The organism is Streptomyces sp. NPDC047072, assembly GCF_040643855.1.
GTDB lineage: Bacteria > Actinomycetota > Actinomycetes > Streptomycetales > Streptomycetaceae > Streptomyces.
In genome coordinates this window covers 1-22,578 of record NZ_JBEYVC010000104.1, presented here as the reverse complement: position 1 = coordinate 22,578, position 22,578 = coordinate 1, and the positions used below count along the sequence as shown (strand labels likewise).

General features: G+C 69.6%; 20 protein-coding genes and 2 tRNA genes. 11 read left to right on the top strand and 11 right to left on the bottom strand.

All coding sequences use genetic code 11. The features are described 5' to 3' along the window. Nucleotides 1-7 precede the first annotated feature (7 nt). The 7 genes from ehuB to ABZ896_RS33665 all read left to right on the top strand — a co-directional run bounded on the left by ehuB (nt 8) and on the right by ABZ896_RS33665 (nt 4,900). Nucleotides 8-937, top strand: a complete 930-nt coding sequence (ehuB, locus tag ABZ896_RS33695; protein WP_360937346.1) for an ectoine/hydroxyectoine ABC transporter substrate-binding protein EhuB — start codon at nt 8-10, stop codon at nt 935-937. After that, on the top strand, nt 934-1,671 hold the full coding sequence (gene ehuC / locus ABZ896_RS33690) for an ectoine/hydroxyectoine ABC transporter permease subunit EhuC (RefSeq protein WP_360937344.1): 738 nt from the start codon (nt 934-936) through the stop codon (nt 1,669-1,671). The genes ehuB and ehuC overlap by 4 nt, the downstream gene beginning before the upstream one ends. Next, a complete protein-coding gene (ehuD, locus tag ABZ896_RS33685) occupies nt 1,668-2,315 on the top strand; it encodes an ectoine/hydroxyectoine ABC transporter permease subunit EhuD (protein ID WP_360937342.1) in 648 nt (215 codons plus the stop codon). The genes ehuC and ehuD overlap by 4 nt, the downstream gene beginning before the upstream one ends. Then, nucleotides 2,305-3,129 (top strand): ectoine/hydroxyectoine ABC transporter ATP-binding protein EhuA, encoded by an 825-nt coding sequence (gene ehuA, locus ABZ896_RS33680; RefSeq protein WP_360937340.1) that lies wholly within the window; start codon nt 2,305-2,307, stop codon nt 3,127-3,129. The genes ehuD and ehuA overlap by 11 nt, the downstream gene beginning before the upstream one ends. A gap of 64 nt (nt 3,130-3,193) precedes the next feature. Next, nucleotides 3,194-3,631, top strand: coding sequence for a hypothetical protein (locus ABZ896_RS33675; RefSeq protein ID WP_360937336.1), 438 nt, complete (start codon nt 3,194-3,196; stop codon nt 3,629-3,631). Between the two features lie 291 nt (nt 3,632-3,922). Continuing rightward, entirely contained in the window at nt 3,923-4,681 is a 759-nt protein-coding gene (locus ABZ896_RS33670) for an IclR family transcriptional regulator C-terminal domain-containing protein (protein WP_360937332.1), read from the top strand. A 145-nt stretch (nt 4,682-4,826) separates the two neighbouring features. Then, nucleotides 4,827-4,900, top strand: a tRNA-Lys gene (locus ABZ896_RS33665). A gap of 239 nt (nt 4,901-5,139) precedes the next feature. Here ABZ896_RS33665 and ABZ896_RS33660 read toward each other — a convergent pair. The 5 genes from ABZ896_RS33660 to ABZ896_RS33640 all read right to left on the bottom strand — a co-directional run bounded on the left by ABZ896_RS33660 (nt 5,140) and on the right by ABZ896_RS33640 (nt 10,611). After that, entirely contained in the window at nt 5,140-6,753 is a 1,614-nt protein-coding gene (locus tag ABZ896_RS33660; protein WP_360937330.1) for a long-chain-fatty-acid--CoA ligase, read from the bottom strand. Nucleotides 6,754-6,779: 26 nt separating this feature from the next. Then, nucleotides 6,780-7,229, bottom strand: a complete 450-nt coding sequence (locus ABZ896_RS33655; RefSeq protein WP_360937328.1) for a hypothetical protein — start codon at nt 7,227-7,229, stop codon at nt 6,780-6,782. A 78-nt stretch (nt 7,230-7,307) separates the two neighbouring features. Further along, nucleotides 7,308-7,913, bottom strand: coding sequence for a lytic polysaccharide monooxygenase (locus ABZ896_RS33650; RefSeq protein ID WP_360937326.1), 606 nt, complete (start codon nt 7,911-7,913; stop codon nt 7,308-7,310). A gap of 66 nt (nt 7,914-7,979) precedes the next feature. After that, nucleotides 7,980-9,101: an SPFH domain-containing protein gene (locus tag ABZ896_RS33645; protein WP_360937324.1), complete on the bottom strand. Its 1,122-nt coding sequence runs from the start codon at nt 9,099-9,101 to the stop codon at nt 7,980-7,982. A gap of 148 nt (nt 9,102-9,249) precedes the next feature. After that, entirely contained in the window at nt 9,250-10,611 is a 1,362-nt protein-coding gene (locus ABZ896_RS33640) for a peptidoglycan-binding protein (protein ID WP_360937322.1), read from the bottom strand. A gap of 153 nt (nt 10,612-10,764) precedes the next feature. Between ABZ896_RS33640 and ABZ896_RS33635 the strand changes: the two genes are divergently transcribed. From ABZ896_RS33635 to ABZ896_RS33625, 3 genes are all read left to right on the top strand, one after another. Continuing rightward, nucleotides 10,765-10,838 (top strand) — tRNA-Lys (locus tag ABZ896_RS33635). A 553-nt stretch (nt 10,839-11,391) separates the two neighbouring features. Beyond that, nucleotides 11,392-13,359 (top strand): glycosyltransferase family 2 protein, encoded by a 1,968-nt coding sequence (locus ABZ896_RS33630; protein WP_360937320.1) that lies wholly within the window; start codon nt 11,392-11,394, stop codon nt 13,357-13,359. Then, nucleotides 13,356-15,293 (top strand): kelch motif-containing protein, encoded by a 1,938-nt coding sequence (locus ABZ896_RS33625; RefSeq protein ID WP_360937318.1) that lies wholly within the window; start codon nt 13,356-13,358, stop codon nt 15,291-15,293. Before ABZ896_RS33630 ends, ABZ896_RS33625 begins: the two co-directional genes overlap by 4 nt. Nucleotides 15,294-15,357: 64 nt before the next feature. Here the strand turns inward: ABZ896_RS33625 and ABZ896_RS33620 are convergent, their stop codons facing one another. Then, a complete protein-coding gene (locus tag ABZ896_RS33620; protein WP_360937316.1) occupies nt 15,358-16,389 on the bottom strand; it encodes a glycoside hydrolase family 6 protein in 1,032 nt (343 codons plus the stop codon). A gap of 163 nt (nt 16,390-16,552) precedes the next feature. Between ABZ896_RS33620 and ABZ896_RS33615 the strand changes: the two genes are divergently transcribed. Further along, on the top strand, nt 16,553-17,332 hold the full coding sequence (locus ABZ896_RS33615) for a GAF and ANTAR domain-containing protein (RefSeq protein WP_360937314.1): 780 nt from the start codon (nt 16,553-16,555) through the stop codon (nt 17,330-17,332). Nucleotides 17,333-17,609: 277 nt separating this feature from the next. Here the strand turns inward: ABZ896_RS33615 and ABZ896_RS33610 are convergent, their stop codons facing one another. From ABZ896_RS33610 to ABZ896_RS33590, 5 genes are all read right to left on the bottom strand, one after another. After that, entirely contained in the window at nt 17,610-19,181 is a 1,572-nt protein-coding gene (locus ABZ896_RS33610) for an LPXTG cell wall anchor domain-containing protein (protein WP_360937312.1), read from the bottom strand. A 107-nt stretch (nt 19,182-19,288) separates the two neighbouring features. Then, nucleotides 19,289-20,113: a class F sortase gene (locus tag ABZ896_RS33605; RefSeq protein WP_360937310.1), complete on the bottom strand. Its 825-nt coding sequence runs from the start codon at nt 20,111-20,113 to the stop codon at nt 19,289-19,291. Nucleotides 20,114-20,118: 5 nt separating this feature from the next. Next, entirely contained in the window at nt 20,119-20,703 is a 585-nt protein-coding gene (locus ABZ896_RS33600; RefSeq protein WP_360937308.1) for a hypothetical protein, read from the bottom strand. Nucleotides 20,704-20,790: 87 nt separating this feature from the next. After that, the gene (locus ABZ896_RS33595) at nt 20,791-21,570 is read right to left on the bottom strand and encodes an HAD-IIA family hydrolase (RefSeq protein ID WP_360937306.1); all 780 of its coding nucleotides are present in this window, start codon (nt 21,568-21,570) and stop codon (nt 20,791-20,793) included. 101 nt (nt 21,571-21,671) lie between these two features. Further along, nucleotides 21,672-22,367 carry a hypothetical protein gene (locus ABZ896_RS33590; protein WP_360937304.1) on the bottom strand — a complete coding sequence of 232 codons (696 nt, stop codon included), beginning with the start codon at nt 22,365-22,367 and terminating at the stop codon, nt 21,672-21,674. Nucleotides 22,368-22,578: the final 211 nt, after the last annotated feature.

The window sequence follows — 22,578 nt, the reverse complement described above, 5'->3', positions numbered from 1 at the left end:
CGCGCCCATGGCTCGACCACACGTAAACAGATCAGGAACCGACCCTCGGCCCTCCAGACGCCTCACCCGCCGTTCGCTGCTCGCCGGAGCGGTATCGCTGGGTGCGGCGGGCAGTCTTGGCGTGGTCGGGTGCAGCCGTGTGCCCGACGAAGGCAAGGTGCTGGGCGGCGGCCTGCTGAACACCCTGCGCGATCAGGGTTCCGTGAAGATCGGCATCGCCAGCGAACCGCCCTTCGGTTATGTCGGCGACGACGGCCAGGCCACCGGAGAGGCTCCCGCGATCGCGAAGGTGATCTTCAGGCGGCTCGGCATCGACAAGGTCGAGCCGGTACCCGTGGACTTCGGCGCCCTCATCCCCGGGCTGAAGGCCCAGCAGTTCGACGTGGTGTCCGCGGGGATGTACATCAACCCCACGCGGTGCGAGCAGGTGCTGTTCGCCGACCCGGACTACCTCATGCTGGACGCGTTCATCGTCCGGAAGGGCAATCCACACAACATCAGGACATACGCCGACATCAAGAAGAAGGGGCTCAGACTCGCCTCCGGGAAGGCCTACGCCCAGATCGACTACGCCAAGGCCGCAGGCATCGGCGACGTCCTGGTCCTGCCGGACCAGGTGGCCGGTCTCGACGCGGTGGCCCAGGGCCGGGTGGACGCCTTCGCCGGCACGCGCATCACGGTCAAGTCCGCGGTGGCGGGCTCAGGCCGCGTCTCGACGACCGAGCCCTTCCAACCCGTGGTGGACGGAAAGCCGGCCTACGGTGCCGGCGGATTCGCCTTCCGGCAGTCCGAGAAGAACTTGCGCGACGCGTTCAACAGGGAACTCCTGCGGCTCAAGCAGAACGACTACCGGGAACTCCTGAGGATCGTGAGCCCCTTCGGTTTCGGCCGTGCCGACATGACCGACCTCACGGCGAAGGAGTTGTGCGGCGGATGATGAGTTCGCAGTTCCTCACCACGTGGTTCCTGCCCGGTGTCTGGGTCACCATCCAGGTCACGGCATACGCCGCGGCACTCGGCGCGGCCGTCTCGTTCGGGATCGGTCTCGCCCGCGGTTCGCAGAATCGGTTCGTCCGATTCGTCGCCGGGACGTACTTCGAGATCTTCCGCGGGATGTCGGCGCTGGTGCTGATGTTCTGGATGTTCTTCGCGCTGCCCCTCTTCGGCTGGCAGCTCGTCCCCATGTGGGCCGGCGTCAGCGCGCTCGGGCTCACCTACGGTGCCTACGGCTCCGAGGTCGTCCGCGGCTCGCTGGCCGCGGTCCCACCGGCGCAGAAGGAGGCGGGCATCGCCCTCAACTTCACCCGCTGGCAGCGGCTGCGCCTGATCGAAATGCCGCAGGCGTGGCCCGAGATGGTGCCACCGTTCAACAACCTGCTGATCGAGCTGCTCAAGGGCACCGCCCTCGTCTCGATCATCACCGTCGCCGACATGACCTTCGCCGGCAACCTGGTCCGGCTGGGCACCAACGAGACCACTCCGATCTACACCCTGCTGCTGGTCGTCTATTTCGTTCTCGCCTTCCTCATCACACGCGGCATGCGGCTGGTCGAGCGCAGGGCGAAGGCCCGGGTCGGTCAGCAGCCGGCGCGCGGGAGCGTGATCAGCAGGGGCCCTGACCGGGGCGAGCGGGTGCCTGCCGGTGCCCAGTCGGCGGGAGGTACGGAATGAACTGGGACTGGCAGGTCGTGGCCGACTTCATGCCGCGGTTCTGGGACGGGGTGCTGGTCACCCTCCAGGCGCTCGCCATCGGCACGCTGATCGCCTTCGCTCTGGGCCTGGCGTGGGCGCTGGCACAGCGGTCCGCCCAGGTCTGGGTGCGCTGGCCGGTCGTAGCCGTCACGGAGTTCATCCGCAACACCCCCCTGCTGGTGCAGCTCTTCTTCCTCTTCTACGTCGTGCCCAACTTCGGCCCGTCGATGTCGCCGCTCACCACCGGCATCGTGGGTCTCGGACTGCACTACTCCACCTACACCGCGGAGGTCTACCGCGCGGGAATCGACGGCGTCCCCGTCGGACAGTGGGAGGCGGCAACCGCTCTGAACCTGCCCAGGGGCCGTACCTGGCGGGCGGTGATCCTTCCCCAGGCGATCCGCCGGGTCGTGCCGCCGCTGGGCAACTACGTAGTGGCCATGCTGAAGGACTCGCCCATGATCGCGACCATCGGCGCGTTCGACATGCTCGGCGAGGCCCAGGCCTTCAGTAACGAGACCTTCACCACGGAGGCACTCACCGTCGTGGGGGTGGCCTTCATCGTCATCGCCTACCCCGCCTCCCTTCTGATCCGAGCCCTGGAGCGACGTCTTGTCCGCTGACACGAATCCCGCAGAGCGCATCCCCGAAGTCCACAACCCCCCGGTCGACGGCAGCGAGCTGATCCGCTTCGACCAGGTCACCAAGCGCTTCGGCGACAACACCGTGCTCGACCGGCTCGACTTCCGGGTCGACTCCGGCAAGCACGTCACCCTCATCGGCCCCTCGGGATCCGGCAAGACGACGATCCTGCGGCTGCTGATGACGCTGACCAAGCCCGACGAGGGCACGATCAAGGTGGGCGACGACTACCTGACCCATGAGCAGCGCAACGGGAAACTGGTGGCCGCGAGCGAGAAGCACATCCGCGAGGTCCGCAAGGACATCGGGATGGTCTTCCAGCAGTTCAACCTCTTCCCGAACATGAAGGTGCTGCGCAACATCACCGAGGCCCCGGTCACCGTCCTCGGCCTGTCCAAGGACGAGGCCGAACAGCGGGCTCGTGAGCTGCTCGAACTGGTGGGTCTGGCCGAGCACATCGACAAGTACCCGACCCAGCTGTCCGGTGGCCAGCAGCAGCGGGTGGCGATCGCCCGGGCACTGGCGATGCGGCCGCGGGTGCTGCTGCTCGACGAGGTCACCTCCGCGCTCGACCCGGAGCTGGTCGCGGGTGTCCTGGACGTCCTGCGGGACATCGCCCGCAGTACCGACATCACGATGCTCTGCGTCACCCACGAGATGAGCTTCGCCCGGGACATCTCGGACCAGGTCCTGATGTTCGACGCGGGCCGGATCATCGAGTCCGGTCCGCCGGAGAAGATCTTCAACGAGCCCGAGCAGAAGCGGACCAGGGAGTTTCTCAGCGCGGTGCTGTGACAGCGGGTCTGATGTTCTCCCTTACTCCTCAATAGCGTCACATTCGACGACTGGAGACGAATAGATGCGAAACGCGCTCCTGCCCACCACTGTCACAGCCATCGCCGCCAGCCTGGTGCTCATGACCCCCGGATCCGCCTCGGCGCAGACGGTCCACACCGAACAGGCCACCCCGTCGGGCACCCCTTCCATCGACGCCAACTGCGCCTGGGTGTCCGGCGGCGGGCACGACCGCGGCATCGCCTGCTTCAAGGCGTCCGGCGACAAGTTCTACGTCAAGGACCTCTACTCCGACGGCCACCACGTGGAGGTCCGCGGCGAGGACAACGTGTCCGGCGACGGGTACCGATGCTGGGAGAACGGCGGCACGGCGGCGGGCTGGCAGGTCTGCGACAGCTTCTGGGACGACATCTCGGAGAACGCCACGGTGTCGTGGGTCGTCAGCGTGTACGAGGGCAGCGACATCCTGTGGAGCGGCCCCTTCAAGTTCAGCAACGCCTGACAGGGGGCACCGGTCCGGTCGGCGGGTCGACGCGAGAATTTCTCGGGCGGCGCCCTGAGCGCGAGATCCGCTCCAAGAAGTGAACGCTGTTCAATCTCCGAGGTCCCGACCCCGGGTCATTCCGCTGGCATATGCCAGCGAGCCAGCCGCCCTGCTGGGAGGCCCGGCCCGGGGACGGAATCTCGTCAACAGCCGCTCACCGCACGCCTTTTGCCGGTTATCGTGGAAGGGATCGCTGTCTGGTATTACGGCCCAGTAGTAGTGCAACGAGCGAGCCGCAGGGGGAAGACCGTGGCCCTGAAGCACGAGCCGTCCGCGCCGTACCACTCGGCCCAGGACGCCCTGCGCGTCCTGGAGACGGTGGCGCGGCACACCGCCGGAGTCACCGACACGGAACTCTCCCGTACGACCGGTCTCGACCCGGAGCGACTGACCGCGCTCCTGCGCATGCTGCGCCGTGAGGGGTACGTCGAGCAGGTCGCCGACGGGGCGTATGTGACCGGGGACTCGCTCAGCCGCCTCGGCTCCGCGCAGGACCGTGACCAGGCCCTGCGCGACAAGCTGCAGCGCACGCTCGACGGGTTGCGCGACTCGATCGGGGCGGCGGTGTACATCAGCCGGTACATCGACGGTGAGGTGACGATCGCGCAGTACGCGGACGGGCCGGGGACGCCGGCGGTGAACGAGTGGGTGGACTTCCGGTCCTCGGCGCATGCCACTGCGTTGGGCAAGAGCCTGCTGAGCCAGCTGGACCACAACGGCCGGCGGGACCATCTCTCCCGGCACCGCATGACCCGCCTCACGTCCCGCACGATCACCAGCGACAAGCTGCTGCTGTCTCGGTTGGAGTCGCAACCGCCCACTGTTCCCCACCTCGACCTCCAGGAGTACGCGGTGGGCACGGTGTGCGCGGCGGTGCCGATCACTGCGGGGTCTTCGGTGGGGTGTCTGGCGTTGTCGCTGCCCGTCGATCAGGCCCATCGTCTGCGGCAGGCGACGGACCGCTTGAATCGGGGAGCCGCGCCCGTTCTCCTGTCGCTGGCGATCTAGGAGTCGTCTGCGGGTCCGTGGGGGCTGGTCGCGCAGTTCCCCGCGCCCCTAGGTGGGTCTACTTGGCCGTGGTCAGAAGCACCCCCTCCGACCGGGTAGTATTTTCTCTGTCGCCAGCCGCCGAGAGGCGGACGGCGAGAGTCATGCGCCGCTAGCTCAGTTGGTTAGAGCAGCTGACTCTTAATCAGCGGGTCCGGGGTTCGAGTCCCTGGCGGCGCACCGGTGAAGGGCCTTTCGTGGGAGCGAGAGGCCCTTTGGCGTGTTTCCGGGAGCCATGAGCGCGGCTGGGGGTCTGGGGGTTATCCCCCAGAAGATGCAGCATCAGCGGGTCCGGGGTTCGAGTCCCTGGCGGCGCACTCCAGAAGGGCCTCTCGTGGGAGCGAGGGGCCTTTCGATGTTTTCCAGGGCGCCGCGAGGTCGGCCGGGGGTCTGGGGGTTGTCCCCCAGAGGATGCAGCATCAGCGGGTCCGGGGTTCGAGTCCCTGGCGGCGCACCGGTGAAGGGCCTTTCGTGGGAGCGAAGGGTCCTTCGGTGTTTTTGCGGGTCCATATCGGGTCCGTGCAGTCGAGGCCCTCCTTCCTCAGTAGGGCGCGGTTGATCTTGTTGGTGGCCGTGACCGGCATTCGCTTCACTACCCGCACGAAACGCGGTGCCATCTTCGTGCCGAGGTCCGGCTGGGACTCCAGGAACGTCGCGAAGTCGACTGGGTCGAAGGTTCCGGCGATCGTCGCCATGACCTGGTCGCCGGTCACCGGGTCCGGGACCGCGTACACGGCGACCGCGTCCGCGCCCTCGTAGCGCGCGAGGATGTTCTCGATCATCGCGGCGGCCAGGTTCTCGCTGTCGACCCGCAGCCGGTCGTCGGTGCGGCCCGCGAAGTAGAGGTAGCCGTCGGCGTCCCGGTAGAAGAGGTCCCCGGTCCAGTACCACCCGTCCCGCCGCCGCTCCGCCTCCGCCGCCGGATTGCGCCAGTACCCCTCGAAGGGGTTCGGCCCCTTGTTCACCAGCTCGCCGATCGCCTCGTCCCCGTTCAGCAACCGCCCGGCCGTGTCGAAGACCGCCCGCGGGCACTCCTCGCGCGTCTCCTGATGCAGTACGACGAGCCCGGGCCCCGCCCGCCCGACCGCACCCTCGGGTGTCCCGGCCGCCCACTGGATCGCCGCGCCGCCCTCGGAGGACCCGTACCCCTCGACCAGCCGTACTCCGAAGCGCCGTGAGAACGCCGCCGCGTCCACCGCCCCCGCCTCGGTGCCGAAGCCGAGCCGCAGCGGGTTGTCCCGGTCGTCCTCGCGGGGCTCGGTGGCGAGGACGTACTGGATCGCCCGGCCGACATAGGTGAAGTACGTCGCCCCGTAGCGCCGTACGTCCGTCAGGAACCCCGACGCCGAGAACCGCCGCCGCAGCGCCACGCCTGCCCCGGTCGCGAGCGCGGGCGCCCAGTCGGCGATGACCGCGTTGCCGTGGAACATCGGCATGCAGATGTAGTGGACGTCATCAGGGCCGAGCCCGAACTGGTCGGCCAGCGAGCGGCCCGCTGCGGCGAGGCGGCCCTGGGAGCAGAGGGCCGCCTTGGGGGCGCCGGTCGAGCCCGAGGTGAAGTAGAGGAGCAGCCGGTCCTCGGGGGTGGCGCGGGAGGCGTCCGGCTCAGCGTCGGCGTAGGGCGCGAGCAGGTCGTCGTACTCCTCGGAACCGGTCAGCAGGATGCGGACGCCGGGGAGGTCCAGGCCCTTCAGCAAAGGGAGTTGGGACGCTTCGGTGATCAGGAGGCGGCACTCGGTGTGCAGGATGTCGCGGGCCAGCTCGGGGCCCCGGCGGGTGGGGTTGATGCCGGCGACGGCGGTGCGGGCGAGGGCGGCCGCGCTCAACCACAGTGGATATTCAGGGGTGTTGTCGAGGAGGACGCCGATGTGCGCCTGTGGGGGCAGCAGTTCGGTCAGCAGGGCCGCCCGGGCCGCCGCGCCCGCCGCGACCTGGTGATGGGTGAGCGACTCGCCCTCGCACCACAGCCCGGGCCGGTGGTCCCCCCACCGGCCGGCGACCAGCTCCGCGACCGTACGCCTCCTGGAGTCCATGGAGGCGCACGGTAGTTGACGGAGCGTCAGATGTGGAGGGTCGAGGACATCTCCGCGTAGGTGACCATGAAGCCGACGCAGAAGGCCACGATCACGCCGAGGAAGGCGACCAGACCGAAGGCGCTCACCGCGTGCCGGGCGCTGGACGGGTGGGCCGTGGCCACGACATGCGGGCCGTCGCTGTAGTGCACGGTGACGATGTCGCCCTCGAAGGTCGTCCCCGGGCCGCCCTCCTCCTCGAAGCGGACCACCCGGCCGTCGCGGGCCGTGAACTCGTAGACGTGGTGCAGGACCGTACGCACCCGTGACTCGCCGCCGCCGTGGGTCGTCGTATACATCCGCAGGCAGCGCGCCTCGGCCGTCAGCCCGCTGTTCCACGCGCCCCGCAACTGGAGCCAGCGCCGCAACGCCCGGTACGCGCCGGCCAGGGCCGCGGCCGCGATCAGGCAGGGAAAGAGGTAGAAGAAGGCGTCCATGGCACATCCCCCGAGGTCAGGTACTGCTCGTGTGGGGGAACCTACCCCGGGGGAGGCCGGCTTTCGCTCAAGCGATGCTCAGAACGTGACGTCCGAGCAGGCGTAGAACGCGTTGGTGGTGTCGGCGATCGTCCACACCGCGACGATCACATGGCGGCCGCTCAGTCCCGAGGGCAGGGTGCCGCTGTGGGAGAGGGTGGCCGGGGGGCGCTGGCCGTTGTAGGGGACGGTCAGGAACGGCGTGAGGTTGAGGTCGGAGCGGGCCAGGTTGTGGTTCTGGTTCCAACCCGCCTTGGTGACGTAGTACTTGAAGTCGGTGGTGGCGTGCATGGCGGTGAACTGCCAGCGGAACGTGTAGCTCTGACCACCCGTCACCTTGGTCGCGGGCCAGGCGGCGCCCGACGGCGTCTTCGGCGCGCTGAGCTGACTGAAGCGGCTCACACCGCCGTTGCATATCTGGCCGTCGGCGGGGCCCGCGGCCGGGAAGCCCTTCGGGCCCTCGACGCTCTGCGGCTCCCACTGGATGTCGCCGCAGTTCGTCACGGTGCCGTTCTGGCAGAGCTTCTGCCTGCTGATGGGGAGGTCGGTGTAGCCGTGGCCGCTGGCACCGCCGGAGGAGAGCACGACGGCTCCGGTGGTGGCGAGGCCCACGACGGCGGCGTACCACTTGGTCTTTCTGCGCATGCTGCTGCTCCTGGGAACGTGGGGGAAGTTCGATGAGCGTGCAGGTCTAGACCAAGTCCCAGATTATTACCGTGTGTTGACCGTGTCCATACACCCCGAGGAGAACGCCACCGTCAGGTCCTTCACCAGCGCCTTGCGCTCGTAGTCGTCCAGTTCCACCAGGCCGCGCATGGTCAGCCGGGTCACCGTGTCCTCCACGGAGTCCACCACCGAGGTCAGCACGCTCGCCCGGTTCTGGGCGTCCAGCGCGGCGATCCGGCGGCGGTGCATCGCGGCGGCCACCTCGGGGGCGTACTCGATCCGGACGGGTCGTACGGAGAACACCTCCAGGCCCACCGGCGCCGCGTCCGCCGCCACCAGACGGGTCAGCGCGTCGGCCGCCGCGTCGGCGGACGCCCGCGGCGAGCCCGGCGCCTCCACCGGCACCCGGGCGAGCGCGGCCTCCACGCACTCGCGCAGATACGTCTCGTGGTCGTCGACGCCGAGCGTGGCCCGCGCGGTGTCCCGCACCCGCCACACCGCGAGGACGACGACCCGCAGCGCGACCCCGCTCGCGTCGGCGGCCGGCATCGGCTCGCTGCGCCAGTGCCGCAGCCGGACGTCGACGCGGCGGCGCAGCAGCAGCGGGTTGACCCACATCAGGCCGGTGCGCCGGACGGTCCCGCGGTAGCGGCCGAACAGCCCGAGCACCCAGGCCCGTCCGGTGGTGCCGCGGGCCAGTCCGCCGAAGCCGACCAGACCGAGGGCGCCGGCCCCCGCGTAGGCCGCCCACTGCGCCGGGCCGAGGCCCGCTCCCGCGTACGACGGCAGCCGAAGCGCCGCCAGGGCGAGCGGCGGTACGACGCCCGCCCACCACGAGGTGGCCGCGCACCCGGCCAGTCCGCAGGCGCCGGCGAGGACGCCCGCCGAGCCCGGCAGCACCCGCGCGGGGCGCTCGGCCAGGTCGGGGTCGACGTCGGGGGCGGGGCGCGGGGGCGTCTGGACCGGGCGGCGCAGACGGGGCTGCTCCCCGGTGCCCTGCCGGCGGGTCACCACCGCGGGCTTCAGCGGCACGGACACCGGGTCCGGGTCGTCGCGGAACAGCAGGTGGACGGGGATCTCGGTGGTCACCTCGTTCTGGATGAGCCGGGCGGGCCGGGACGGCCCCTCGGACTCCGGGGTGGGGGAAGTGGTCGTGGTCGTGCTCATGCGTGTCTCCAGCCTCCGCGCCAGATGTCACCACAGGGGATTACGCGCCGGATGTCGGCGAAGGGGGGTCCGTGCCGGACTTCGGCGGACGGGGTTCGGGGCCGGTTGCCGGCGGACGGGGTTTCGTGCCGGTTGTCGGCGGGCGGGGTCACGAGAAGAGGCGGCGCCAGGTTTCCGGGCCCGGGTAGCCGTCCGCCGCGCCGCCGCGCCAGCCCTGGGCGCGCTGGAAGGCCTCGACGTTACGGCGGTCCGCCTCGCCCCAGCGCGGGCCCGGGCCGGTCGTGTAGTACTTGCCGAACCCCTTCTTGACGAGCTGGCGGCCCAGGCGGGTGACGTAGTCGTTGTTCGCGCCGGGGCGGAACAGCGCGCGTCCGGGATAGCCGGGGACGCCGTGCGCGGAAGGTACGGAAGGCGCCGACGGGCCGGTGGGCTTGGAGGGGGCCGGGGGGCCCGCCGTGCCGGTGACGATGTCGCGGCCCTGGCCGGTCACCAGGAGCGTCCAGGTCTGGGGCCCCGGCAGCCCGTCCGCGTCGTCGCCCCGCCACCCCTGCGCCTGCTGGAACGCCTGGGTGGCCCTGCGGTCCGCGTCCGACCAGCGCGGGCCGGGACCGGAGGTGTAGAAGCGGGCGCCGCCGCGCGCGACGAGCATCTGCCCGAGCCGGGTGACGTACTTGTTGTTGGCCCCGGGACCGAAGGAGGCCGCCCCCGGGTACGGCGTGACGTCCGTCGAGGGCGGCTTGTCGGTGTCCGTTCCCGCGCCCGGGTCCGGCTGCGCGCCCGCGGTGCCACCCACGAGCCCCTTGTACCGGTAGGCGAGGTACCGGTCCGAGTGGCTCCAGTAGGCGTACGGGGTGGCCTGGCGGCGGGCGGTGGGGCGGGTCTCCTCGTAGGCGATGTAGTAGGTGTGCGTGTAGTCGGTCCAGCCGCCGAAGAGCACCACGTGGGAGCCCTTCTGGGGGTCCGCGGGGTTGTGGAAGAGCAGGATGTCGCCGGGCTGGAGGTCGTCCTTGGCGATCCGGACGCCGTACTGGTCGAGGCTGCCCGTCCACTCGTTGCCGGGCAGGTTCCAGGCCATCGAGACGAAGCCGGAGCAGTCCTGGCGGTAGCCGTCGCCCCAGTACGCGGACATGCTGTACGGCACGCGGGCGGCGACCCAGGTCTTGGCGCGTCTGATGATGTCGGCGCGGGTGGTGGCGGGGGTCTTGACCGGGGCGACCGGTTTGCCGGCCGGGCCGTGCAGGGGGGCCTTGCCGCCCTGGGGGGTGTCGGGCTCGTCGGCCGCGGGGGTGCCCGGGCGGGCGGGGAGGTGGGGGGCGGCGAAGGCGGGGGCCGTGTGGACGACGCCGAGTGTGGTGGAGGCCGCGGCGGCGAGGATCAGGGCGCGGGTGGTGGTGGGGCGGCGGGTCGCGGGGGGCTGCGGTGGGCCGGTCCGTGCGCGTCGCAGGTGGACGCAGCCGGGGCACTCGCAGTCGCTCGCGGGATCGGCTTCCTCGAATACCGGAGTCTCCATGCGCTGCCCCTCACACTCCAGGTGGAAATATCCGCGAATGTGCACGTTCGTCAGTTTCTCAACTGTCGTCCCGACGCGCATGCTGACGGTCCGAATGATGTACGCCGGTCCGGAGCACCCCCCGGCATCCGGTACAGTTCTGCAGGTCAGCACGCGCCGCTAGCTCAGTTGGTTAGAGCAGCTGACTCTTAATCAGCGGGTCCGGGGTTCGAGTCCCTGGCGGCGCACAGACGATCGAAGGCCCTTCGCGGAAGCGGGGGGCCTTCGGCATCGACGGGCCCTCCAGGACACAGGGGCGGCCGGGGGTCCGGGGGTTGTCCCCCGGGAAGACACAGCATCAGCGGGTCCGGGGGTTCGAGTCCCTGGCGGCGCACCTGATGGAAGCCCTTCACGTCCTGGACGTGAGGGGCTTCTGGTTTTCCACAGGGGCTCCACTCCACCCCCACACGAGCCACAATGAACGCGTATGACCGGTAAACACCGCGTTTCGCATCTTGCGATCATGATGAAGCCCGTAGAACCCTGGTTTTCAAGATGCTGCGGATACGCGGCAGTTGGGGGGCAAGGAGCCGGTTGCCGGTGTTGCGGGGAAAGGGGGCCCCGCCATGGGGACGCCGAGGGGGGCGTTCTGGAACCGGAAGGTCGTAGTTCCATGTCTAATGCTGTGAAGATTGTGGTGACTGCGGCCCACCACTGATACGTCTGTGAAAGTCGAGGGGGACCGGAGCAGACGCAAGGAAACGACACCACGCGGCGACCCCGCGTGTGGGGGGATGACTCATGACGTCGACGCCGACGGGCGCCCGGCAGAACTTCGACCCGTCAGAAACCACGCAGCTCAGGGTGGACGGACACCGCACGGGAACCTTCCGCAGAATCAAGAAAACGCTTCCGAAGTACGACTACGAGCACTACAGCCGCCTGGCGGGTCCCCTCACACAGCCCGACCCGAACAAGCCGTACACCGTGCAGTACCGCTCCCTGATCTCCCAGGAGCCGCACCGCATAAGGGTCGCGCTGATGCTGGCCGCCGCGCCGGTGCTCTCCCTGGTCCTGCTCTTCTGGCTGCTCCAGCCCGAGCACTGGACCGAGCGGGACTACCCGGCCTTCTCCTGGCTGCCGGCCCTGGACATCGTGATGCTCGTCTCGATCGGCCTGATCGAGTTCTTCCGCTGCATGAACGTCCTGTCCAACGCACACGCCACCCTGGTCGCCCGCGACCCGGTCCCCGTGGTGCCCGAGACCGGCACCAGAGTCGCCTTCCTCACCTCCTTCGTGCCCGGCAAGGAGCCGCTGGAGATGGTGACGAAGACCCTGGAAGCCGCGGTGCGGATCCGCCACCGCGGCCTCCTGCACGTCTGGCTCCTGGACGAGGGCGACGACCCGGCGGTCAAGGAGGTCTGCGCCCGGCTCGGCGTGCACCACTTCTCCCGCAAGGGCGTCGAGAAGTGGAACCAGGCCAAGGGCCCGCACCGCGCCAAGACCAAGCACGGCAACTACAACGCCTGGCTCGACGCCCACGGAGACCAGTACGACTTCTTCGCCTCCGTCGACACCGACCACGTGCCGCTGCCCAACTACCTGGAGCGGATGCTCGGCTTCTTCCGCGACCCGAACGTCGGCTTCGTGATCGGCCCGCAGGTCTACGGCAACTACGACAACTTCGTCACCAAGGCCGCCGAGTCCCAGCAGTTCCTCTTCCACGCCCTGATCCAGCGCGCCGGCAACAAGTACGGCTCCCCGATGTTCGTGGGCACCTCCAACGCCGTACGGATCAGCGCGCTCAAGCAGATCGGCGGGCTGTACGACTCGATCACCGAGGACATGGCGACCGGGTTCGAGATGCACCGGCACAAGAATCCGGCCACCGGCAAGAAGTGGCGCTCGGTCTACACGCCCGACGTGCTCGCCGTAGGTGAGGGGCCCAGCGCCTGGACCGACTTCTTCACCCAGCAGATGCGGTGGTCGCGAGGGACGTACGAGACGATCCTCAAGCAGTACTGGAAGGGCTGGTACTCCCTGCCGCCGAGCAAGCTCTTCAACTACACGATGATGATCATCTTCTACCCGATGTCCGCCCTCAACTGGATCCTCGCGGCGCTGAGTTGCGCGCTCTTCCTGGGCCTGGGCGCATCGGGTGTGAACATCGACCCGACCGTGTGGCTGATGCTCTACGGCAACGCCTCCGCGCTCCAGATCGGCCTCTACGTCTGGAACCGCAGGCACAACGTCTCGCCGCACGAGCCGGAGGGCTCCGGCGGCGTCGCCGGCATGGTGATGTCGGCCCTGTCGGCCCCGCTGTACGCGAAGGCGCTGATCGACTCGGTGCTGCGGCGCAAGAGCAAGTTCGTCGTCACGCCCAAGGGCGACTCGGCGAGCCCGGACCGGTGGTTCGGCACCTTCCGCTACCACTGGTACTTCATCGCGATCTTCGGCGGCTCGATCGGCGCCGGCGTCGCCCTGGGGCACTCGCACCCCGCGATGATCATCTGGGCGACCTTCGCCATGCTGATCACCGCGACACCGATCCTCACCTGGCGGCACATGCTGCGGCAGGCGAAGAAGCACCCGGCGAACGACCAGCCGCAGGCGGTGGTACCGGCCCAGCAGCAGTACCAGCCGCAGCCGTTGCCGGTCCAGCACGCTCCGGCCCACAAGCCGACCTGGGCCGATTCGCACACGCACGACGAGGGCGGCGACCAGACGATGCAGATCGCCCTCGGTGGATTTGGGGGACGTAAGGAATGAACGACCGTGCAGGCCGCCGCCGCGCCCGTCGGCTCGCGATCGGTACGGCGGTGGTGCTCGCGCTGGCCGGGATGAACGGGCCGTGGCTGTACCGCTTCGGGACCGAGAAGTACCACCAGTACCAGATCAACAAACCGGAGTACAAAGCCGAGAACGGCAAGTGGGAGATCGTCGAGTTCCCCAAGGAGTACCGCCAGAACACCATCCACGCGGCGCTGCTGCGCACCGGGAAGGTGCTGCTTGTGGCGGGGTCCGGCAACAACCAGGACAACTTCGACGCGAAGAAGTTCGACACCCGGATCTGGGACCCGGTCAAGGGCACGATCAAGAAGGTGCCGACCCCGAGCGACCTGTTCTGCACGGGCCACACGCAGTTGGCGAACGGCAATCTGCTGATCGCCGGTGGCACCAAGCGGTACGAGAAGCTCAAGGGTGACGTCACCAAGGCCGGCGGCCTGATGATCGTCCACAACGAGAACCCGGACCGGCCGATCACGCTGCCGGCCGGCACCAAGTTCACCGGCAAGGAGAACGGCCAGACGTTCGTCTCCAAGGACCCGGTGGTCGTGGAGCGGGCGACGAAGGTCTTCGACAAGACGACCGGGGAGTTCCTGCGCAACGACCCGGGGCTCGGCCGGATCTACGTAGAGGCACTGAAGAGCGGGCGCAAGTACGAGACCGGCACCCAGGACAACTACCGGATCCAGGGGCTGACCGGGTCGGACGCGCGCAACACCTACGGCATCGCGCAGAAGCTCGCGCTCGACAAGAAGGACTTCCAGGGGATCCGGGACGCCTTCGAGTTCGACCCGGTCGCCGAGAAGTACATCAAGGTCGACCCGATGAAGGAGGCCCGCTGGTATCCGACGCTCACGACACTGAGCGACGGGAAGGTCCTCAGCGTCTCCGGGCTCGACGACATCGGGCAGCTGGTGCCGGGCAAGAACGAGGTGTTCGACCCGAAGACCAGGAAGTGGACGTACCTCCCGAAGATCCGGCAGTTCCCGACCTACCCCGCGCTGTTCCTCATGCAGAACGGCAAGGTCTTCTACTCCGGGTCGAACGCGGGGTACGGGCCGGACAACGTGGGGCGTGAGCCGGGGATCTGGGACGTGGACAGCAACAAGTTCACGAGGATCCCGGGGCTCAGCGATCCGAAGGAGATGGAGACTTCGGGGACGGTTCTGCTGCCGCCCGCGCAGGACGAGAAGTACATGGTGATCGGTGGGGGCGGAGTCGGGGAGTCCGCGCAGTCCAGTAAGAAGACGCGGATCGTCGACATGAAGGCGGACAGTCCGCGGTTCGTGGACGGGCCGACGCTGGAGAAGGGGACGCGGTATCCGCAGGCGTCGATCCTTCCCGACGACAGTGTGCTGGTGTCCGGGGGGTCGGAGGACTACCGCGGGCGTGGGGACTCCAACATCCTGCAGGCGCGGCTTTATCACCCGGACACCAACACGTTCGAGTCGGTGGCCGATCCTCTCGTGGGGCGCAACTACCACTCCGGGTCGCTGCTGTTGCCGGACGGGCGGGTGATGTTCTTCGGGTCGGACTCGTTGTACGAGGACAAGGCGAACACGAAGCCGGGGGTATTCGAGCAGCGGATCGAGATCTATACGCCGCCTTATCTGTACCGGGATTCGCGGCCTTCGCTGTCCGGGGGGCCGCAGACGATCGCGCGGGGTGCGTCCGGGACGTTCACGTCTCCGCAGGCTTCTGTGATCAAGAAGGTGCGGTTGATTCGGCCCAGTGCGTCGACGCATGTGACCGATGTGGATCAGCGGTCTGTTGAGCTGGCGTTCACGGTGTCGGGGGACAAGGTGAAGGTGACTGTGCCGAAGAACAAGAATCTGGTGCAGTCGGGGTGGTACATGGTGTTCGTCGACGATGACCAAGGGACGCCGTCGAAGGCGCAGTGGGTTCGGGTGCCGTAGCGCTCCCGCAGATTGTCCTTCGGGCGCGGGAGCGCTGTGGCTTGTCGCGCAGTTCCCCGCGCCCCTAGGTGTCGGACCCTCGCGCCAGTTTCAAGGCGTAGTCGGGCCACCACTGGCCTGCCTTCGGGCCGCCCTTGCACTCGCCGTCTGATTCTCCCGGGCGCTTGACCCAGAGGTACGCGTCGACCAAGGGGTCCGCTGTTTTTGTTGTCGGGGTTTCTCCCAACGCTCTGCCCGGCGGGTTGCACCAGCGTTCGTTCTCGTCGCCGGCGGTGTACGGGCCGTTGCCGTTGCGGCTGGTGTCGATGACGAAGTGTTTGTTGCCCACCTTGGCGGAGAGTTGTTTGCCGTAGGTGATGGAGTCCTCGGTGGAGTAGAAGTTGGAGACGTTCACCGAGAAGCCGTCGGCCTTGTCGATGCCCGCCCACTGGAGGGGCTCGTAGATCTGGTCGGGGTGGCCCCAGCCGGCGTTGCCCGCGTCGAGGTAGACCTTCGTGTTCTTCAGGGACTTGAGCTTCTCGATCGCGCCCTTGAGAAGGTCGTAGCGCTCCTCGTGGAACTCGTCCTGTGTGCAGCCGTCGACGAGGTGCAGTACCGCGTCCGGTTCGAGGATCACCGTCGCCGCGCGGTCGCCGATGCCCGCCGCCACGCCGTCGATCCAGCTCCGGTAGGCGTTGCCGTCGGCGGCGCCGCCCTGGGAGTACTGGCCGCAGTCGCGGTGCGGGATGTTGTAGAGGACCAGCAGGGCCGTACGGCCGGCCTTGTCGGCGGCCTCGGTGAAGCCGCGCGCCTCCTGCTCCGGGTTCTCCGGGCCGATCCACTCGCCCGTGGGCTGCTGGGCGATCTTGCGGATCTGTTCGGCGTCCGCGTCCTTGCCGGCCTTCGCGTACGACGCGACCTGCCTGGCCGCGTTGCCGCTCGGGTTGACCCAGAACGGGTCGCTCTCCTTGGGCTGCTGGGTGATCCCGGCGCCGACGTCCTTGTCGCTCTCCTTCTCCTTGTCCCCGCCCCCCGACGAGGAACACCCGGCGATCAGCAGTGCCGCCCCCAGCACCACGGCGGAAGCCCGGGCGTGCGCCCTCTTCCTGAAGTACATCCAATTCCCCCCTGGGTGCACCGTTCCAAGTCTCAATCGTGACACACCACTCGTGTCGCCCACGAGGTCGCCGGAGCCTTGTCCAGGAGCTGTTACAGCCCCGAAGGTCGGGGTAGAAGCGCGCGTGTGAGGGGCGCTCGGGGCGGAAAGGGAGTGCTCGGTAATGCAGGACGCCACCAGGGAGATCCGGCTGGCGACGGTGCTGGTGGAGGCGGCGGACACGCTCGGCGAAGGGTTCGAGGCCACCCGGTACCTGGGCCGGCTGTCCGACCACTGCGTCGACCTGCTCGGCGCGCGGGCCGCGGGCGTGATGCTGATCGACGGCGGCCGGGCGGTGTCCCTGGCCGCGAGCAGCCGGCACGAGGACATGGCGCTGGAACTCCTGGAGGCCCAGCACGGCGGCGGACCCTGCCTGGACAGCTACAGCTCGGGGCGGCCGGTGCGGCCGGTCTCCATCCGGGTCGCCCACGCGGCCGCCCGCTGGCCCGACTTCACCGAACGGGCCCTGCGCCACGACGTCGTGACGACCTACGCGGTCCCGCTGCGCCGCCACGACACCCCGCTGGGCGCCCTCAACGTGTTCATGCCGACGCTGCCCGACACCACCACCCCCGCCCAGTCCACCACGGAGATCGAGGTCGCCCAGGCGCTCGCCGACGCCGCCGCCCTCGGCCTGCAGAACCGCCGCACCTACACGCAGTACCGCACGCTGTCCGGGCAGTTGCAGGAGGCGCTGTCCAGCAGGGTCCGCATCGAACAGGCCAAGGGCATGCTCGCCGAGCGCTGGAAGGTCGGCGCGGACCAGGCGTTCGTAGCGCTACGGCAGTACGCGCGCCGCCGCCGGCTCCCGCTGGACCGGGTGGCGTGGACGGTCATCGACGGCGCCGCGGACGACGCCCAACTGCGCGAGGAGATCGACCGGTTGACCGGCGGGGCCCCGTAGGACCACCGCCCACGTGCGCGGATGACGCAGAGCCACGGGACCGGGACTTGGCGTCAAACACCCTCTAGGCCCAGCCGCTCATCCGTTCTAGAGTCTTCTCATACGGCCCCAGCCCCTGGCCGCAGCCATCACCACCGCGCCTCGCAGCCTCCCGCGCCGGTCGCCGGGTTACTCCCGCAGCCCGAGCGCGCGCGGTTGAGGACCAGCCCGGTCGGCGACTTCGGGGGGAGCGGGTCGCCGACCGGGCCAGGTGCCGGGAGCCTTCCGGCTCGTACGGTCAGGCCTTCCTGCGCCGTACGAAGAACACCAGCGCGCCGCCGAGCAGCAGCGCGCCCGCGCCCACCGCGCCGGCGACGGGCAGCGCGCTGCTGCTCCCGGTGCTGGCGAGGGAGCCGTCGGCGGCCGTGTCGGCGACCGTCTGGGTCTTGACGTCGTTGCCGTCGTCGCTCGCGGTGGTGGCGGACGCGGAGGCCGAGGCGGTGGCGCTGCTGTCGGTGCCCTCGACCTCGACGGTGACGGGCGCGGTGTTGTTGGCCTGGTTGTCGTCGAAGGCCAGCGGGGCGCCGTACGGCGTGATCACCTCGGCCGTGCCGGACGTGGTCCTGGCGTTGTCGCGGACCTCCAGGCCGAACCGGTAGGTGCGGGTGTCCCCGACGGTGAACTCCATGGGCTCGGCGTAGCAGAGGTACTGCGGGGCGCCCGGTGTCTTCTCACCGGTGCCGGAGGCCGCGTCCTTGCTCCAGACGCTGCACCCGTCCGGGATCTCCACCGCCTTGGCGCCGGTGGGGACGGTCAGGATCAGAACCGGGAAGGTGTCGCCCTGGAAGGAGCCGACCCGGGCGGGGCCCTCGTCGCTCATGGAGACGTCCACGTGCACCAAGTCGCCCGGCGCGCCCTTGGCGGTGTCGCCGCCCGCGACCATGTCCGCGTGGTTGTCGGCCGTGATGGTCTGCCAGGCGATGAGGGACACACCGTCCTTGGCCGCGTCTCCGGCGGGGACGAGCGAGAGCTTCGGGCCGCTTCCCGGTGACGGGACCGCGCCGTCCAGCGGCAGGGCCTGGCGGCCGGCGACCTCGTACAGGGCGTCCTTCTGCACGTCCAGCCCGAACGACCGGTCCAGACGGTAGGCCTTGCCGGGCTCGACGACCGTGTCGAAGGTGCACAGCGCCTGCCGGGGCGCGTTGTACTGGGGCGTGGTGCCGGGCTTGTTGGTGGAGTAGGCGCAGTTGGAGAAGTGCTCGGTGTACGAGATACCGGTCGTGGTCAGCACCTTCAGCTGGACGCCCTGGGCGGCCACACTGCCGGTGTTGCTGATGGTGACCGGGTCCTCGACCGTGGTCCCGGGCTTGACGTTCTTCCGGTTGGCCGGCTTGTTCACGGTCAACTCGGCGGAGCCCACGGTCAGTTCGACGGGCGTGGAGACCACGGTGCCGTTGGAGGACGTGCCCTTCATGATGATGGTGCCGGTGGTGCCGAGCGGGGTGTCGGGCTTGGGGTTGATGTCCGCGATGTAGCCGGACTCGTCGCCCTCGGGGACCTCCGCCATGGTGGACCAGCTGTAGACGTCGTCGGCCGCCTTGCCGTCGACGGTCAGCCAGCTCTTGACGTCGGTCAGGTCCATGCTGATGGTGACGTCCTTCGCGACACCGGGCCCGTCGTTGTGGAGCAGCCAGCTCACCTGCGGCGGATCCTCGCTCGGTGGCATGGGCAGCGCCATCTTGTCCTGCCGCATCTCGATGTGCACGACCGGACCGTCCGCGGCCTGCGCGGACGTCGCGGGCAGCCATGCGGCGACGACGGCCGCGACGGCGGCCAGCACGGCCCCCGCCCTGCGTCGGCGGTTGATCATCCTGGGTCCCTCCCCGCGGAGCGCGTCTCGCCCCGCCGGCCACTCAGACATCCGAGGGCCACCGAGGGTTGCCCCTGAGTTCTCCTGGCGGCTTCTGCCGGCGGTTTCTACCGGCGGCCCGTCAGATACGCCGAGACGACGACATTCGCGGAGTAGGTGCGGCTCGTCCGGTCGTAGGTGCCGGCGCAGGTGATCAGGCGGAGTTCGGGGCGGCCGGGGTGGTGGGGGCCGTAGGCCTGGTGGGCGTCGAAGCGTTCGCGGGTCAGGAGGCGGACGCCGTCGACCGTGAACTCGGCGATCGTGCCGTCGGCGCGGGTCACCCGGATCCGCTCCCCCGGGACAAGCGCGCCGAGCCGGTGGAAGACGGCGGGCCGGGTCTCGGTGTCGAGGTGCCCGACCAGCAGCGCGGTCCCGGCGGCGCCCGGTGCGACGCCGGCCGCGTACCAGCCGACGACGCCCGGCTGGTCGTAGGGCGGTGGCTCGGGGGCGCCTTTGCGGTCCAGGCCGCGGGGGACGACCGGTGCCTGCACGCCCAGGGCGGGGATGTCGACCCGCTGCGGGCGCGCACCGCGCAACGGCGGTACCGGGGGCGGGAGTTCGAGGCCGGCGGTCGCCGCGGTGCCCTTACCGGCCGATGCGGGGACCTCGTACCGCACGTCGCTCACCTCACACCCCCAGAGCCACAGGCCCAGCAGGAGGAGGGTCCAGGTCAGGGCGGTGAGGAGACGGGCTCGGGTGGAGGGGGAGCCGTCGTGGTGACGCGGGTGCGCGGGGTCGCGGAGACGGTCGGGGTCGCGGCGGCGGATGCGGAGGCGGCCGGCCGGGAGGTGGTGGGCGTCACGCGGGCGGGTGCGGGGCGGGTCGGGCTGGAGGAGGCCCGAGGCGCGCGGGCGGGTGCGGTCGGGGTCGCGGAGGCGGGTGCGGGTGGGCATCGCCGTCAGCGGGTTTCGCGGCTCCTGCGGCCGCTGCGGAGGGCTACGGCTGTTGCCGCGGCGCCGGCGAGGAGGAGGCCGGTGACGGCGTGGGCGGTGCCGGGGCCGGTGGCTCGGGGGGTGAGGGTGGAGAGGTGGGTGGTGGTGCCGCCGCCGCCCGCGTTGACCGGGGCGACCGGGGAGGCGGGGGTTGAGGGGGTCGCGAGGGTGGAGGGGGTCGCGGGGGTCGCGGGGTGGGTTCCCGTGGGCGCGACCGTGACCGTGGTCTTCAGCTCGGTGTCGGCGCAGGTGATCGTCACGGGGTAGGAGCCGGGGGTGAGGGAGGTGGGGGTCCTGGTCTCGCCGGAGAGGGTCGGCTCGGTGCCGATGGCGGATTCCGTGAGGTAGGCCGTCGTCACGAAAGCCTGCGAGGTCGCCGTGGCGGTGCGTGCGGGGCAGCCGCTGACGCGCAGGGCGAGGTCCGTGCCGGGGGTCGGGGACGACGGGGTCACCGAGACACTGGCGCCGCCTGCCGCGGAGGCCGATGTGAGAGTGAGCGGGGCGAGCGCGGCCAGCACCGCTGCACAGAGAGTGAGACGCAGTGAACCCATCGTGAACCTCCAGATACCTGGAGACTCCCCCGCCCGCCCGGGCCCCGCATCCGCTGCGGGGACCCACTAGGCCGTACGGGTCCCTCCTCAGATCCGGTCGACCAGGTCCGCGATCGAGTCGACCACCTTCGACGGGCGGTACGGGAAGTCCTCGACCTGTTCCGGACGGGTCAGCCCCGTGAGGACCAGGAACGTCTGCATCCCGGCCTCGATACCGGCCAGGACGTCCGTGTCCATCCGGTCGCCGATCATCGCGCTGCTCTCGGAGTGCGCGCCGATCGTGTTCAGCCCGGTCCGCATCATCAGCGGGTTCGGCTTGCCCGCGAAGTACGGCTGCTTCCCCGTCGCCTTGGTGATCAGCGCGGCGACCGCGCCCGTCGCCGGGAGCGGGCCCTCCGTGGAGGGGCCGGTCTCGTCCGGGTTCGTGCAGATGAAGCGCGCGCCGTCGTTGATGAGACGGACCGCCTTGGTCATGGCCTCGAAGGAGTACGTACGGGTCTCGCCGAGCACCACGTAGTCCGGCTCGTGGTCGGTGAGGACGTACCCGATGTCGTGCAGCGCGGTCGTCAGACCGGCCTCGCCGAGGACGTACGCCGTACCGCCCGGGCGCTGGTCGTCCAGGAACTGGGCGGTGGCCAGCGCGGAGGTCCAGATGTTGTCGATCGGCACATCCAGGCCCATGCGGCGCAGGCGGGCGTGCAGGTCGCGCGGGGTGTAGATCGAGTTGTTGGTCAGCACCAGGAAGGGCTTGCCGGACTCGCGGAGCTTCTTGAGGAAGGCGTCGGCGCCGGGGATCGGTACGCCCTCGTGAATGAGCACACCGTCCATGTCGGTGAGCCATGACTCGATGGGCTTGCGGTCTGCCATGTGCGGGATCTCCTGCCGTACGCGGTGCTGCGTCCCGCCCAGCCTAGACAGTGGCCGGATCTTGCGGAATGGGCTGTTCACCGTACGGGTGCCTCTGGCGGTCAGCGGCGTCTGGTGCGGCGGAGTGCGGTGCCTGCGGCCAGGAGCAGGGCGGTGATCGTGAGGGCCGTTGCCGTGGTGGTGATGCCTGTGCCGGCGAGTTCTTCGGGGTGGTGTGCGTTTGGCTGTTGTGCGTCGTCTGTGGTCGGGGTGGTGGGTTCGGGTTCGTCCGTGTCGATGGTGAAGCGGTAGTCGTTGGACTCGCCTACCCAGTCGCCGTCGTCGCCGTGTTTCTGGACCACTGCGGAGGTGGCGGTGACCTCGTTCGGGGTCGTGTCCGAGGTGAGGGCGAGGCGGATCTTCACGGTGCGGGTCTTGCCGGGGGCGACGGTGAGGCCGGGGCCGCCGAAAGCGCCGACGAGTTCGTCCTCGTCGGTGGGTTCGAAGTGGACGGGGCGGGGGTGGGGGCCGTCGTAGAACTCCAGGCGGGGTTGGGAGGGCTTGAGGGTGTGGGCCTTGTCCACGAGGACTACTACCGGGTGGATGCGGGTGCAGGTGTGGGGGGTGGTGTTGGTGAGGTCGAGGTACCAGGTGCCGTAGCCGCCGCCGGGGTCGTAGGTGGGGGGGCCGCTGTGGATGCGGGTTTTGAGGGGGAAGGTGTGGGTGGTGGTGGGGGTGCAGGTGGCTGGCGCCGCCTGGGCGGGGGTGGGTGTGAGGGTGAGGGTCGTGAGGGCGAGGGCGGAGATGTGGCGTCGCATGATCAGATGAGCGTGCCGGGTGAAGGGTGGGGGTGGGTGGCACCATTCCGAGCGGGTACGGAAGTCCGCCCGATCAGCGGGTCCGGTGGGGGCGGGCGTTTTGCGCAGTTCCCCGCGCCCCTAAAAACACGCCCACGGTTCGGTGGGGGGTCGGGGCGTCGCCGAGCGCGACGACAACGCCGAGCTGGTCGGCTTCGGCGCCCTGCACGTG